This window comes from Protaetiibacter intestinalis (assembly GCF_003627075.1).
GTDB lineage: Bacteria > Actinomycetota > Actinomycetes > Actinomycetales > Microbacteriaceae > Homoserinibacter > Homoserinibacter intestinalis.
Map to the genome: position 1 here is coordinate 1,562,236 of NZ_CP032630.1, position 14,066 is coordinate 1,576,301.

The following is a 14,066-nucleotide window of genomic DNA, read 5'->3' on the forward strand; positions in this document are numbered from 1 at the left end:
AGCGTAAGCCACTTCCGTAGCGGTTGCCGGGGCGCCCATCCGGCGCGAGGCTGAAACCATGCCCGACTACGGTCACCCCCTGCGCTTCGGAACCTTCCTCACGCCCCAGGCCGCCCGCCCGGAGGCGCCCGTCGCCCTCGCACGGCTGTCCGAGGAGCTCGGCTACGAGCTCGCCACCTTCCAGGACCACCCCTACCAGCCCGCCTTCCTCGACACCTGGACGCTGCTCGCCTGGGTCGCCGCGCAGACCGAGCGCATCCACGTGGCCGCCAACGTGCACAACCTGCCGCTGCGCCCCGCGCCCGTGCTCGCGCGCGCCGCCGCGAGCCTCGACCTGCTCTCGGGCGGCCGCTTCGAGCTGGGGCTCGGGGCGGGCGGCTTCGTCGACCCGATCGTCGCGATGGGCGGCCCGCGCCGCACCCCCGGCGAGAACGTCTCGGCGCTCGCCGAGGCGATCCCGCTCATCCGGGGGCTGTGGGACACCGACGAGCGAGGTGGGCTGCGGCTCGACGGCGAGTACTACCGGCTCGAGGGCGCCAAGCGCGGCCCCGCCCCGGCGCACGACATCCCCATCCTCATCGGCGGGCTGAAGCCCCGGATGCTGCGCCTCATCGGCCGCCTCGGCGACGGTTGGCTGCCGAGCTGGGCGTACCTGGAGGAGGGCGGCTACCCCGCGGGCAACGCGATCATCGACGAGGCGGCACTCGCCGCCGGGCGCGACCCCCGCGAGATCCGGCGCCTGCTCAACATCGGCGGCCGGTTCCAGGATGAGGGCAGCGGCTTCCTGCAGGGCCCGCCCGAGCAGTGGGTGGAGCAGCTGCTGCCGCTCGCTGCCGAGGACGGCGTCTCCACCTTCATCGTCGCGAGCGACGACCCGGACACCCTGCGCACCTTCGCGGCGGAGGTGGCACCCGCCCTGCGCGAGCGGCTCGCGGCCGAGCGGGCCGGCAGCGGCATCCGCGAGAGCTCCCGGGTGCGCGGCGCCGTGGCGCTCGCCGCCCGCCGCGCGGGCATCGACTACGAGGGCCTTCCCGAGACGCTCGCCGAGACGGCCGTCGAGCCGGGGGACCGCGACTACCGCAAGGTGCGGTCGACCTACATGCGCGGCGGGTCTCCCGGCCTCGTGCTGCGGCCGCGGGATGCCGCTGAGGTCGCCGAGGCGATCGGGGTCGCCCGCGCGCATCGGGAGCTGCCGCTCGCCATCCGCTCGGGAAGCCACGGCATCAGCGGGCGCTCCACGAACGACGGCGGCCTCGTGATCGACGTCTCGGCGCTCGACGCGATCGAGGTGCTCGATGCGGAGCGCCGCCTCGTGCGGATCGGGCCGGGCGCCCGCTGGCAGGAGGTCGCGGCGGCGCTCGAACCGCACGGCTGGGTCATCACCTCGGGCGACTACGGCGGGGTGGGCGTCGGCGGCCTCGCGACGGCGGGCGGCGTCGGCTTCTTCGCCCGCGAGCACGGCCTCACGATCGACGCGCTGCGGGCGGCCGAGCTCGTGCTGGCCGACGGCACGCGGGTGCGGGTCGACGCCGAACACGACCCGGAGCTGTTCTGGGGCGTGCGCGGCGCGGGGGCCAACCTCGGCGTCGTGACGGCGTTCGAGTTCGAGGCCGCGGAGGCGGGCGAGGTGGGCTGGGCGCAGCTCGCCTTCGACGCATCCGACACCGCCGCGTTCCTCGCGGACTGGGCGGCGGCCATGGAGGCGTCCCCGCGTGACGTGTCGGGCGAGATCATCCTCGGCGCCCCGCGCGGCCGGATGACGGCCATGGCGCTGCTGCTCGTGGACTCCGCCGACCCCGACACGATCATCGAGCGGCTGCAGCCGTTCGCCGCGCTCGCGCCGCTGCTCGACCAGTCCATCGTGCTCGCGCCGTACGCGGCCGTCATCGCGAACGCGCCGGGCGACTCGAACGGCGGCAGCGGATCCCCGAGCGCGCGCGGCGGGCTCGTCGAGCACGTGACGCCCGAACTCGCCGAGGAGCTGGAGCGGATGCTGCACAGCGGCCGCATCCACTTCTTCCAGATCCGCGCGGTGGGTGGGGCCGTCGCCGACGTGCCCGAGGAGGCGACCGCCTACGCGCACCGTTCCGCGAACTTCTCGCTCGTCGCGATGGCGGGCGATGCGGAGTGGCTGAACGTGCAGTGGGACGCGCTCGAGCACCACATCCTCGGGGTCTACCTGAGCTTCGAGGCGGATGCGCGCGGCGACCGCGTCGAGCGGGCCTTCCCGCCCGCGACGCTCGCGCGCCTCCGCGCTCTCAAGGCCCGCGTCGACCCCACCGCCCTCTTCCGCGACAACTTCCCTCTCGGGCCGCGCTCGTAGGATGAGGGGATGCCGGCCGACCTCGTCCACCTCGTGCGCCACGGTGAGGTCTTCAACCCCACCCGGGTGCTCTACGGCCGGCTGCCGGGCTTCGGGCTGAGCGAGCTCGGGCACGAGATGGCGGCGCTCTCGGCGGCATCCCTCGACGGGCGCCCCATCACCTCGCTCGTCGCGAGCCCGCTGCAGCGCACCCAGGAGTCGGCCGCGCCGTGGGCCGCCCGCTTCGGCCTCGAGGTGCGCCTCGACGAACGGCTCATCGAGCCGCACAACCGCTTCGAGGGCAGCAACGTGCGCAGGAGCCTGCGCGATCCGCGCAACTGGCCGTACCTCATCGGACCCTGGCGACCCACCTGGGGCGAGGCGTTCACGAGCATCCGGCGACGGATGATGGCGGCCGTCGCCGAGGCGTACGCGAGCGTCGACGGCGGCGAGGTCGTGCTCGTCTCGCACCAGCTGCCGATCTGGATGGTCGCCCGCACCGTGCAGCGCAAGCCCCTGCCCCACGACCCGCGCGCGCGGCGCTGCTCGCTCTCGAGCATCACGACCCTCGCCTGGGACGGCAGCGCCTTCATCGAGGTGGACTATCAGGAACCTGCGGCAGAGTTGCTTGCGCAGTCCATCGATCTGGGAGCCGTGTGAGAACCCGCGACACAGCCGCCCGCCGCTTCGGCGTGCGCGCCGCCGCACCCCTCGTGGTGCTCGCGGCCCTGCTGACCGGGTGCACCCCCGAGGCCGACCACCTGGCCGGCGTCTACGAGTCCGGCAACGGCGACTACATCTCCGGTGACGGGCGCCTCGTGACCCTCTCGCCCGAGAAGCGCGAGGCCGCCGTCGAGTTCGCCGGAACCCTCGACACCGGCGACACCATCTCCTCCGACGACCTCGCCGGCCGCGTCGTCGTCGTCAACTTCTGGTACGCCGCCTGCCCGCCGTGCCGCGAGGAGGCGGCCGACCTCGAGAAGCTGAACCAGCAGTTCGCGGATGCCGAGGTCACCATGCTGGGCGTCAACGTGAGCGACTCCGCCGAGACGGCGCAGCAGTTCGAGAAGGAGCACGGCGTCGGCTACCCCTCGATCGTCGACGTCGACGACAACGCGGTGCAGCTCGCCTTCGCGGGCGGCGCCTACGCCCCCAACTCGGTGCCGACCACGCTCGTGCTCGACCGCGACGGTCGCGTCGCCGCACGCTTCAGCGGCCTGCTCACGAGCCCCAGCGTGATCTCCGACATCGTGGACGACCTGCTCGCCGAGACGGCCTGAGCGTGGGCCCCGGCGACATCGTCGTGAGCGGCGGGCTGTGGCTCGCCGTGCCGATCGCGCTCGCCGCGGGCCTGCTGTCGTTCCTCTCGCCGTGCGTGCTGCCGCTCGTGCCCGGCTACCTCGGCTACGTCTCGGGCGTCACGGGCGGCGCCGCCCGCACGCGCTCGCGGATGCTGCTGGGCGCCGGCCTCTTCGTCGCCGGGTTCTCGCTCGTCTTCATGGCGGTGTTCGTGCTCGCCGGCACCGCGGGCCGGTTCCTGCTGCAGTACGGCGACCTCATCATGCGCATCGGCGGGGCGCTCATCATCGTGCTCGGCCTCGTCTTCATCGGCCAGGTCACGGTGCTGCAGCGCCAGGTGAAGCCCGTCTGGCGGCCCCGCACGGGCCTCATCGGGGCGCCGCTGCTCGGCATCCTCTTCGCCCTCGGCTGGACCCCGTGCATCAGCCCCACCCTCACCGCCGTCGGCTTCCTCGCCGGCTACGGCGGCGAGCCGGGGCGTGCCGTGCTCATCGGGCTCGCCTACTGCGCGGGGCTCGGCATCCCCTTCCTGCTCGTCGCGCTCGGCTTCGGCTGGGTCGGCACGAGCCTCGGCTGGGTGCGTCGCCACATCCGCGCCGTCAACATCGCGGGCGGCGTGCTGCTCGTCGTCATCGGCGTGCTCATGGTCACCGGGCTGTGGGGCGTGCTCATGTCGCAGCTGGGGGCGGTGATCGGTGGCTTCACGAACCCGCTCTGAGACCGACCCGCTGCGGCCCGCCGACCACATCGACGCGGAGCCGGCCGAGGCGGGCATCACGCAGCCCAAGCTCGGCGTCGTCGGCTACCTGCGCTTCTTCTGGCGCCAGCTCACGAGCATGCGCACGGCACTCGTGCTGCTGCTGCTGCTCGCGCTCGCCGCCGTGCCCGGCTCGCTCGTGCCCCAGCGCAGCTCCGACCCGAACGGCGTCATCCAGTACAAGCTCGACAACCCCGACGGCTACGAGGTGCTCGACAAGCTCGGGGTGTTCTCCACCTTCACCTCGCCGTGGTTCTCGGCCATCTACCTGCTGCTGTTCATCTCGCTCGTCGGCTGCATCATCCCGCGCACCAAGCACCACCTCGACGCGCTGCGGGCCCGCCCGCCGAAGACCCCCGCGCGCCTGTCGCGCCTCGTCGGGTACACCGAACTGCACAGCACGGCGGATGCCGAGACGGCCGTCGCCGAGGCCCGCGCGCTGCTGAAGGGCGCCGGGTACCGCGTCGACCGCTACGGCGACTCGATCTCCGCCGAGCGCGGCTACCTGCGCGAGACCGGCAACCTGATCTTCCACAGCGCCCTCGTCGGCGTGCTCGTGACCGTCGGCATCGGCGGCGGCTTCGGCTATAACGGGCAGAAGGTGATCATCCAGGACACCGCCTTCACCAACTCGCTCGCCGGCTACGACTCCTTCACCTCCGGCCGCTTCTTCAGCGAGTCCTCGCTCGAACCGTTCTCGGTGCGGCTCGACGAGTTCGACGGCAGGTACCAGCTCGACCCGTCGACCACCGTCTACCAGCCGATCGACTACACCGCCCACCTCTCCACCCGGGTGCCGGGCGGCGACTGGACCGAGGCCGACCTCAAGGTCAACTCGCCGCTCGAGATCGGCGGCACCAAGATGTACCTGCTCGGCAACGGCTACGCGCCCGTCGTCACCGTGCGCGACCCGGACGGCGAGGTCGCCTACTCGGGGCCTGTCGCCTTCCTGCCGCAGGACGGCAACCTGCGCAGCCTCGGCACCATCAAGGTGCCCGACGGACTCGACGAGCAGCTCGGCATGCTCGCCTTCTTCTACCCCGACCCCATCCAGCTCGCCGACGGCACCTACACCTCGCTCTCGCCGTACTCGGGCGACTCGAGCCTGCTCACCATCACCGTGTACGAGGGCGACCTCGGGCTCGACGAGGGCGTCGCCGTCAACGCCTACTCGCTCGACACCGACGACCTCACCCCCATCGCCGGCCCGAAGGCCGACGTGCCTGCGCTCGAACTCACCCAGGGCGAGACGGCCGAACTGCCGGACGGACTCGGCACGATCGAGTTCACGGGCCTCCAGCGCTTCGTCTCGGTCGAGTTCCACCACGACCCCACCGAGGGCTGGGTGCTCGTGTTCGCACTGCTCATCCTCGGCGGACTGCTGCTGAGCCTCTTCATCCCCCGACGGCGGATGTGGATCAAGGCCGTGCGGGACGGCGACGGCGTGCGCCTCGAATACGCCGGCCTCGCCCGCGGTGAGGACCCCACCCTGGAGGCGGCCGTCGCCGACATCGCCCGCAGACACGCCGAGAGGCTCGAACGTAGGATGAACGCGTGAGCACCGACACCCTCGCCGCCTACTCGCTGCTGGCCGTCTACTCGGCCGCCGCGGTGTACGTGATCGCGTTCATCGCGTACGTGCTCGACCTGGCCCGCCGCTCCACCGAGGCGATCGCCGCCCAGCGGCCCGCGGCATCCGCCACCGTCGCGGCATCCGCGGGCGGCGGCACGGTGCTCGCCCCGCCCGCCCCCGTCACCGCCGAGGCCCCCGCCCGCAGCCGCGCCGCGCGCGTCGCCTACGCCCTCACCGTGCTCGGCTTCGCCATCCACGTCGGCGCGATCGTGCTGCGCGGCGTCGCCGCCTCGCGGGCGCCGTGGGCCAACATGTTCGAGTTCGCCGTCACCGGCACGGCCGTCATGATGGGCGTCTTCCTGCTCGTCAACCTGTGGCGCGACGTGCGCTTCATCGGCGCCTACATCACCGGCCTCGTGTCGCTGCTGCTCATGCTCGCGGCCATCAACGTCTACGTCGATGTCGTGCCGCTGCCGCCGCCGCTGCAGTCGGCGTGGCTCATCATCCACGTCTTCGTCGCCATCCTCGGCACGGGGTTCTTCGCCATCGGGGCCGGGCTCTCGCTCGCGCAGCTGCTGCAGGAGCGGCGCGAGGCCGGGGCGACCGACCGGCCGCGGTTCCTGCGCAGCTTCCCCACCGCCGAGACGCTCGAGAACACCGCCTACCGCGTCAACGTCATCGGCTTCGCGTTCTGGACCTTCACCCTCATCGCCGGCGCCATCTGGGCCGAGCACGCTTGGGGCCGCTACTGGGGCTGGGACACCAAAGAGGTGTGGACCTTCATCATCTGGGTCGTGTTCGCCGGCTACATCCACGCGCGGGCGACGCGCGGATGGCGGGGGTCGCGCTCCGCGTGGCTCGCCATCATCGGCTTCGCCGCGGTGCTGTTCAACTTCACGGTCGTCAACCTCTTCTTCAAGGGACTGCACGCGTACTCGGGGCTGTGATCCCCGCCTGCGTCACCCCGCGGTAGCGGTGCGGCCTGCGGCCGCGCTGTGTCCGGTGGGGTGCCGCCGCACGGCGTCACCCCTCCCGCTGGTTGAGTGCCGCGCGAAGCGCGGTGTATCGAAACCAGCGAAGGCGCCCCTCGATGGGGCGCGTTCGCTCGGTGAGGCCTCTGCCTGCACGTCTGCATGGGTTTCGATACGCCGCTGCGCGGCTACTCAACCCGCGGGAGAGGGTGGGTTCCTCAACCCGCGGGGGCGGGTGGGCTACTCAACCCGCGGAGGCGCGGAACCCGGGAGCAGGGCGTGGGCCCGGCGGAGGCGGGCGTGCCACCACGTGGCGCGGTCGGGGGGTGCGGCGTGCGCGCGGAGCAGCGCGGCATCCGGTTCCACCGGCCGCACGGGGATCGCGCCGTCGGCGGGGGTGAGCGGCTCGCGGGTGACGTCGGCGGTGAGCAGGGCCGCCGTGCCGAGGCCGCAGTCGAAGTCGAGCTCGGGGAGGGCGGCGGCGAGGCGGGCCCCCATCGCGAGCCCGACCGAGGTGTCGAGGGCGCTCGAGACGACCGCCGGCAGGCCCGCCTCGGCGACGATCCGCAGCGCCCGGGCGACGCCGCCCAGCGGCTGCACCTTCACGACGAGCAGGTCGGCGGCGCCCGCCCGCGCCACCGCGAGGGGGTCGTCGGCCTTGCGCACCGACTCGTCGGCGGCGATCGGCAGCTGCCAGTCGTGCAGCCGCCCGCGCAGCTCGGCGAGCTCGCCGACGCTCGCGCAGGGCTGCTCGAGGTATTCGAGGTCGAACGGCGCGAGCGCGTGCGCGGCACGTTCCGCCTGGTCGACGTTCCAGGCCCCGTTCGCGTCCACCCGGATGCGCGCCTCCGGCCCCAGCAGCCGACGCACCTCGCGCACGCGGGCGACATCCGCGTCGAGGCCCTCGGCGGCATCCGCCACCTTCACCTTGACGGTGCGCACCGCGCCGAAGCGTTCGAGCACCTCGCGGATGCGGTCCACCGGCACCGTCGGCAGGGTCGCGTTCACCGGGATGCGGTCGCGCCGCGCCGCGGGCGGCTCACCCCAGCCGGCCTCGATCGCCGCCGCGAGCCAGGCCGCCGCCTCCGCGTCGTCGTACTCGAGGAACGGCGAGAACTCGGCCCAACCGTTCGGCCCGTGCAGCAGCAGCGCCTCGCGCTCCGTCACGCCGCGGAACCGGGTCGCGAGGGGGAGCCGCACCGTGTGCGCCCCCGCGAGCAGCTCGTCCGGCTCGGGGATCATGCGACCAGTCTGCCCTGCCGGGACCTCAGCCCGAGCCCCTAGGGTGGGACCGTGAGCGATGGGCTGCAGATCTTCGACGCGCCGCAGGACGCGGTCGTCGACGACGGGCCCGCCCCCGAACGGCACCGGCGGCGTCCCCGCTGGCCCGGTGCGCTCGCGGGCGGCATCGCGATCCTCATGGTGCTCAGCTGGGCGCTCGGCCTCGTGCTGCTGTCGACCGGGCTCTTCGAGCTCGGTGTGGGGCTCAGCATCTCGGCGGTGCTGCTGAGCGGCATCGCCGTGGTGGCGGGTGCCGTCGCGGTGATCTTCAACTGGGGTCGCGGCTGGGGGGTCGCGGCGATCGCGGTCGGCGTGCTGCTGAACCCCGTCGTGCTCACCTACCTGCTCGGCCTCATGGGGGTGCTGTGACCGTCTCGGAGCTGTTCGACCCCGAGGTGTGGCGCGAGGTCCCGGGCTTCGACGACCTCGAGGACATCACCTACCACCTCGACGCATCCGGTCGGATCGCGCGGGTCGCCTTCGACCGCCCGGAGGTGCGCAACGCCTTCCGTCCCCAGACGGTCGACGAGCTGGCCCGCGCCCTCGACGACGCGCGGCAGAACCCGAAGGTGGGGGTCGTGCTGCTCACCGGCAACGGCCCGAGCCCGAAGGACGGCGGCTGGGCGTTCAGCTCGGGAGGCGACCAGCGCATCCGGGGGAGGAACGGGTACGAGTACGCCCCCTCCGCCGAAGGCGGGGTGTCGAGATCCGGACGTCTGCACATCCTCGAGGTGCAGCGGCTCATCCGCTTCATGCCGAAGGTCGTCATCGCGCTCGTGCCCGGCTGGGCGGCGGGCGGCGGCCACTCGCTGCACGTCGTGTGCGACCTGACGATCGCGAGCCGGGAGCACGCCCGCTTCAAGCAGACGGATGCCGACGTCGGCTCCTTCGACGCCGGTTACGGCTCGGCCTACTTCGCCCGGCAGGTGGGGCAGAAGTTCGCGCGCGAGGTGTTCTTCCTCGCCGAGGAGTACGACGCCCGGCGTGCGCACGAGATGGGCGCGGTGAACGCCGTCGTGCCGCACGCGGAGCTCGAGACGACCGGGCTCGCGTGGGCCGAGACGATCCTCGGCAAGAGCCCCACCGCGATCCGCATGCTCAAGTTCGCCATGAACGCGGTCGACGACGGGATGGTGGGTCAGCAGGTGTTCGCAGGCGAGGCCACCCGGCTCGCCTACGGCACCGACGAGGCGGCCGAGGGGCGCGACGCGTTCCTCGAGAAGCGCGACCCCGACTGGGGCCCCTACCCCTGGCACTTCTGAGCCGATGAGGCCGCTCGCGCAGCTTCCCGCGGCCGCGGGGCCCGGCGCCGTGCTCGAGGCGCTGCGCGCCGCGTTCGCGGGCGGACCGGCGCTCTTCGTCTCCTCCGGCGCGCCGGGTGCGGACGCCGCCCCGCCGCCCGCGGAGGTGGCCCGGCACGTGGGTCTCGTCGTGGAGACGAGCGGCACGACGGGCCGCCCCAAGCGCGTCGTGCTGCCCGCGGATGCCGTGCTCGCCTCGGCCGCGGCGAGCGAGTCGGCGCTCGGCGGCCCCGCGCAGTGGGTGCTCGCGCTGCCCGTGCACTACATCGCGGGACTCAACGTGCTGGCGCGTTCGCTGTGCGCCGAGACGGCGCCGGTGGCGGTCGACGCGGGCCCCTTCACGGCGGCGGGCTTCCGCGCGGCGGCGGCCCGCCTCGCGCCCGAGCTGCCGCACGCGACGGCGCTCGTGCCCGCCCAGTTGGCGACCCTGCTCGACGACGCCGAGGCGCGCGCCGTGCTGCGCGGCTTCCAGGCGGTGCTCGTGGGCGGCCAGGCCACCCCGGCGACGCTCCTCGAGCGCGCGGCGGAGGGCAGCATCCGCGTGGTGCGCAGCTACGGCTCGAGCGAGACGAGCGGCGGCTGCGTCTACGACGGCCGCCCGATCGGGGCGACGCGCGTGCGGGTGGAGGACGGCGAGGTGCAGCTCGCCGGCCCCTCGCTCGCCGACGGCTACCTGGACGACGCGGCGCTCACCGCGGAGCGCTTCGTGGTCGCGGAAGGTGTGCGCTGGTTCCGCACCGCGGATGCGGGGGAGTGGGACGGCGCGACGCTGCGCGTGCTCGGACGCCGCGACGACGTGATCGTCTCGGGAGGCGTGAAGGTGGCGCTCGGGCGCATCGAGGAGGCGCTGCGCGCGCATCCCGGGTTCGCGCAGGTGGTGGTCGTGGCGGTGCCTGATGCGCGCTGGGGCGAGCGGCCGGTCGCGGTTGCCGCGGGGGCGGAGGCGGACGACGCGGCGGCGCTCGCCGCGGTGGCCGCCGGACTCGGGCCCGCCGCCCGACCCGAGCGGGTCGTCCGCGTCGCCGCGCTGCCCGTGCTGCCGAGCGGCAAGCCCGACCGCGTCGCCCTGCGCATCCTCGCATCCGCCGCTGACTAGGCTTCCCTTCGTGGCGAAGCAGCAACGGTTCGATCCGAAGGCCCTCGAGCGTGCCAAGGGCACGGCTCCCGGCACCGCCCGCGGCGCGGGTGCGAAGCCCGGGGGCAAGGGCAAGAAGGTGCAGGGCAGGAGCGGTCGCCCGGGCGGTCGGCCGCCGGCCGAGGCACGCCCCGCCACCCTCGGCACCTGGATCGCCGCCGCGCGTCCCGCGACGCTCGCCCTCGCGATCGGCCCCGTCGCCCTCGGCACGGGCGCCGCCGCGCTCGTCATGAACGTCTGGTACGACCACTGGGTGCGCGCCCTGCTGTGCCTCGCGGTCGCGGGGCTGCTGCAGCTCGGCGTCAACTACGCCAACGACTACTCGGACGGCGTGCGCGGCACCGACGCCCACCGCGTGGGCCCGGCGCGCCTCGTCGGCTCGGGCCGTGCGAAGCCGCGCCACGTGCTCATCGCCGCCCTCGTGTTCTTCGGACTCGCGGCGGTCGCGGGCCTCGCGCTCGTCATCCTCACCCAGCACTGGTGGCTGCTCGCCGTCGGCGTCGTCGCGATCGCGGCGGCCTGGTTCTACACGGGCGGCAGGCGCCCCTACGGCTACGCGGGCCTCGGCGAGCTGGCCGTCTTCGTGTTCTTCGGCGTCGTCGCGACGGCCGGCACCACCTTCGTGCAGATCGGCACCGTCAACATCGAGTCGTGGCTCGGCGGCGTGTGCGCGGGCCTCTTCGCGATGGCGGTGCTGCACGTCAACAACCTGCGCGACCGCGAGCAGGACCGCCTGGTGGGCAAGCGCACCCTCGCCGTGCGCATCGGCGACGTCGGCTCGCGCATCCTCTTCGGGGTGTTCGTGCTCGCGCCCTTCGGCATCCTCGCCTTCTACGTGATCTTCTACGACCTCGCCGTCTACGTGTACTTCGCGCTGCTCGCGGCCGTGCCCGCGGTGCTCATCGTGGCGACGGCACGCCGCGCGGCCGAGTACGTCACGGCCCTCAAGGTCACGCTGCTCACCTCGCTCGCCTTCTGCGTGGGTCTCGCCGCGGCGCTCGCCTTCTGGGTCGACGCGGGCGCCGGGCTCGTCAGCTGACGCGGACGGCGGGCTGCCCGGATCGCGGGCTCAGTCGGCGTCTTCGGCGCGCTCGTCGACCCCGCGGTCGTCGGCGGATGCCGGGGACGCCTCGGCGCGCCGGGCGCGGCTCTCGGCGAGCTCCGTCGCGACGCGGGTGCGCAGCGTCGGGAAGAAGATGTACGACACCGTGAGGCCGACGACGGCCGCCACGATCGCGGCGAGCCAGTACCAGACGTTCAGCAGGTACAGCAGTGCGAAGGTGCCCCCGAAGAGGGCGATGCGCAGCAGCGTGTACGGGATCCAGGCGGGCACCCGGCCATCATAGGCGCGCGCGGCTGGGCCCCCGCCGGGTCGCCCCCGGGCCGCACCCGGCCGCGGCGGCCTAGAATCGGGGCATGGCCGCTCTGCTGCGCTACCTGCCGCTCATCCTCACGGTGGTGCTGCTGGTGGCGGCGATCGTCGACCTGATCCGCATCGACCCCTCGCGGGTGCGCTCGCTGCCCAAGGGGCTGTGGGCGGTCATCATCATCGCGATCATCATCATCGGGCCGATCCTGTGGTTCGCGCTCGGCCGGGAGCGCCTCGAGCCGCGCAACCACGGTCGCTACCGCGAGCCGGTGGCCCCCGACGACGACCCCGAGTTCCTGCGGCGCATCGCCCGCGAGAAGGAGCAGGAGCAGCGCATCCGCGACCTCGAGCAGCGGCTGTCGGACCTCGACCACGAGACGCCCGACGACGACACCCCGAAGTCGCAGCGGTGACGCCGCCCGCGGCCGAGGCGCCGGCGAGCGTCTACGCCACCGCCCTGCTCGCGGGACTCGTGCGGCGCGGGGTGAGCGATGTCGTGGTGTGCCCGGGCTCGCGCTCGCAGGCGCTCGCGCTCGCGGCCGCGCGGTTCGAGCAGGCAGGGCTCGTGCACCTGCACGTGCGCATCGACGAGCGCTCGGCCGGCTTCCTCGCGCTCGGCCTCGCGGTCGAGTCGGGCGTTCCCGCGGTCGTCGTGACCACCTCGGGCACGGCGGTCGGCAACCTGCACCCCGCGGTGCTCGAGGCCGCCCACGCGGGCGTGCCGCTGCTCGTGGTGAGCGCCGACCGGCCGGAGGAGCTGCGCGGGGTGGGCGCCAACCAGACCACGCGGCAGGCGGGCATCTTCGGCGACGTCGCCCCGCACTCCTGGGACGTGCCGGCGCCCGCCGGCGACCCGGGCGAGGAGCAGGCGGCGGATGCGCTCGCCGCGGAGGTGCTCGACGGCATCCGCGGCCCCCGCCACGTGAACCTCGCGTTCCGCGAGCCGCTGTCGTCGGCCGTGCGGCTGCCCGAGCTGGAGCCGGGCGACTGGACGCCGACCGCGCGACCCGAGGGCGAGACGCTGACGCTCGCCCCGCGCCCGGGAACGGTCGTCGTCGCGGGGGCGGATGCCGGCGAGGACGCCGAGCGGGTCGCGCGCGAGCTCGGCGCCCCGCTGCTCGCCGAGGTGTCGAGCGGCGCCCGCTTCGGCCCGAACCTCGTCGCCGCCTACCGCGAGTTGCTGGGTGCCGCGGGCTTCGGCGACCGCGTCGAGCGGGTCGTGGTGTTCGGGCACCCGACGCTCAGCCGCGAGGTGCCGGCCCTCATCGAGCGCCGCGGGGTCGAGACGATCGTCGTGCGCGGCGCGGGCCTCGACGCCTACAACCCGGGCCGACGTGCGGCGCGCATCGTCGACCGGGTCGTCGTCGAGACCGCGGTCGAGCCCGACCCCGCGTGGGCGCGGCGCTGGGTGCACGCCTCCCGCGGCCTGCTCGAGGAGGACGAGGGCTCGGTCGCCTCGATCGGCACCGACTACGCGGAGCGCGCGGCGTTCGCGCGCGAGCAGCTCGGCCGGATGCGGGCGCCCGTCACCCGCCGCGAGCTCGCGCTCGCCGTGTGGAACGCCACCTGGCCGCACGACCGGCTCGTCGTGGGGGCCTCGCGCCTCATCCGCGAGCTCGACCGGGTGGCCCCCGGCAAGCGCATCCGCGTGCACGCCAACCGCGGCCTCGCGGGCATCGACGGCACGATCGCGACCGCGACCGGTGTGGCGCTCGCCGCCCAGCGCGACGAGACCCGCCCCGGCGTCGCGCGCGTGCTGCTCGGCGACCTCGCCCTGCTGCACGACGTCGGCTCGCTGCTCGGCGGCGCGGGGGAGGCCTGGCCGCGCCTGCAGGTCATCGTCGGCAACGACCACGGCGGCACCATCTTCGACGGCCTCGAGGTGGCGCGCTCCGCGGATCCCGCGCTCGCCGACCGCGTGCTGCTCACGCCCCAGCACGTCGACCTCGCGGCCCTGGCATCCGCCTACGGCTGGGAGCACCGCCTCGTGACCGAGCGCGGCCAGCTCGACGGCGCCCTCACCCCCTCCGCCGGCCGCGTGCTCGTCGAGGTCGCCCTCGCCCGCTGATTCCGTTCGG

General features: G+C 74.0%; 14 protein-coding genes. 12 read left to right on the plus strand and 2 right to left on the minus strand.

Annotated features, from left to right (window positions below):
- The first annotated feature begins 58 nt into the window (after positions 1 to 58).
- From D7I47_RS07375 to ccsB, 6 genes are read left to right on the plus strand one after another with little or no spacing between them, the layout of a single operon-like run.
- Complete coding sequence (locus tag D7I47_RS07375; RefSeq protein WP_120762440.1) at positions 59 to 2,323, plus strand: LLM class flavin-dependent oxidoreductase; 2,265 nt, start codon at positions 59 to 61, stop codon at positions 2,321 to 2,323.
- Positions 2,324 to 2,332: 9 nt separating this feature from the next.
- Positions 2,333 to 2,962 (plus strand): histidine phosphatase family protein, encoded by a 630-nt coding sequence (locus D7I47_RS07380; RefSeq protein WP_120762441.1) that lies wholly within the window; start codon positions 2,333 to 2,335, stop codon positions 2,960 to 2,962.
- Positions 2,959 to 3,582 carry a TlpA family protein disulfide reductase gene (locus tag D7I47_RS07385; protein WP_227000509.1) on the plus strand — a complete coding sequence of 208 codons (624 nt, stop codon included), beginning with the start codon at positions 2,959 to 2,961 and terminating at the stop codon, positions 3,580 to 3,582. Before D7I47_RS07380 ends, D7I47_RS07385 begins: the two co-directional genes overlap by 4 nt.
- 2 nt (positions 3,583 to 3,584) lie before the next feature.
- Positions 3,585 to 4,319 (plus strand): cytochrome c biogenesis CcdA family protein, encoded by a 735-nt coding sequence (locus D7I47_RS07390; protein WP_120762442.1) that lies wholly within the window; start codon positions 3,585 to 3,587, stop codon positions 4,317 to 4,319.
- Positions 4,297 to 5,916, plus strand: coding sequence for a cytochrome c biogenesis protein ResB (gene resB, locus D7I47_RS07395; protein WP_227000511.1), 1,620 nt, complete (start codon positions 4,297 to 4,299; stop codon positions 5,914 to 5,916). Before D7I47_RS07390 ends, resB begins: the two co-directional genes overlap by 23 nt.
- Positions 5,913 to 6,878, plus strand: coding sequence for a c-type cytochrome biogenesis protein CcsB (gene ccsB, locus D7I47_RS07400; protein ID WP_120762443.1), 966 nt, complete (start codon positions 5,913 to 5,915; stop codon positions 6,876 to 6,878). Before resB ends, ccsB begins: the two co-directional genes overlap by 4 nt.
- 264 nt (positions 6,879 to 7,142) lie before the next feature.
- Here the strand turns inward: ccsB and D7I47_RS07405 are convergent, their stop codons facing one another.
- Positions 7,143 to 8,144 carry an o-succinylbenzoate synthase gene (locus tag D7I47_RS07405; RefSeq protein ID WP_120762444.1) on the minus strand — a complete coding sequence of 334 codons (1,002 nt, stop codon included), beginning with the start codon at positions 8,142 to 8,144 and terminating at the stop codon, positions 7,143 to 7,145.
- A gap of 51 nt (positions 8,145 to 8,195) precedes the next feature.
- Here D7I47_RS07405 and D7I47_RS07410 point away from each other — a divergent pair, with 51 nt between their 5' ends.
- The 4 genes from D7I47_RS07410 (at position 8,196) to D7I47_RS07425 (ending at position 11,658) form a co-directional block, all read left to right on the plus strand.
- The gene (locus D7I47_RS07410) at positions 8,196 to 8,552 is read left to right on the plus strand and encodes a hypothetical protein (protein WP_120762445.1); all 357 of its coding nucleotides are present in this window, start codon (positions 8,196 to 8,198) and stop codon (positions 8,550 to 8,552) included.
- A complete protein-coding gene (locus D7I47_RS07415) occupies positions 8,549 to 9,445 on the plus strand; it encodes a 1,4-dihydroxy-2-naphthoyl-CoA synthase (RefSeq protein WP_120762446.1) in 897 nt (298 codons plus the stop codon). The genes D7I47_RS07410 and D7I47_RS07415 overlap by 4 nt, the downstream gene beginning before the upstream one ends.
- Positions 9,446 to 9,449: 4 nt before the next feature.
- The gene (locus tag D7I47_RS07420) at positions 9,450 to 10,580 is read left to right on the plus strand and encodes an AMP-binding protein (RefSeq protein WP_193726421.1); all 1,131 of its coding nucleotides are present in this window, start codon (positions 9,450 to 9,452) and stop codon (positions 10,578 to 10,580) included.
- A gap of 118 nt (positions 10,581 to 10,698) precedes the next feature.
- Positions 10,699 to 11,658, plus strand: coding sequence for a 1,4-dihydroxy-2-naphthoate polyprenyltransferase (locus tag D7I47_RS07425; protein ID WP_120763865.1), 960 nt, complete (start codon positions 10,699 to 10,701; stop codon positions 11,656 to 11,658).
- Positions 11,659 to 11,688: 30 nt separating this feature from the next.
- Here the strand turns inward: D7I47_RS07425 and D7I47_RS07430 are convergent, their stop codons facing one another.
- Positions 11,689 to 11,952 (minus strand): DUF4229 domain-containing protein, encoded by a 264-nt coding sequence (locus D7I47_RS07430; protein ID WP_120762447.1) that lies wholly within the window; start codon positions 11,950 to 11,952, stop codon positions 11,689 to 11,691.
- Positions 11,953 to 12,035: 83 nt separating this feature from the next.
- Here D7I47_RS07430 and D7I47_RS07435 point away from each other — a divergent pair, with 83 nt between their 5' ends.
- The gene (locus D7I47_RS07435; protein WP_120762448.1) at positions 12,036 to 12,401 is read left to right on the plus strand and encodes a PLDc N-terminal domain-containing protein; all 366 of its coding nucleotides are present in this window, start codon (positions 12,036 to 12,038) and stop codon (positions 12,399 to 12,401) included.
- A complete protein-coding gene (gene menD / locus D7I47_RS07440) occupies positions 12,398 to 14,056 on the plus strand; it encodes a 2-succinyl-5-enolpyruvyl-6-hydroxy-3-cyclohexene-1-carboxylic-acid synthase (RefSeq protein ID WP_120762449.1) in 1,659 nt (552 codons plus the stop codon). Before D7I47_RS07435 ends, menD begins: the two co-directional genes overlap by 4 nt.
- Positions 14,057 to 14,066 lie beyond the last annotated feature (10 nt).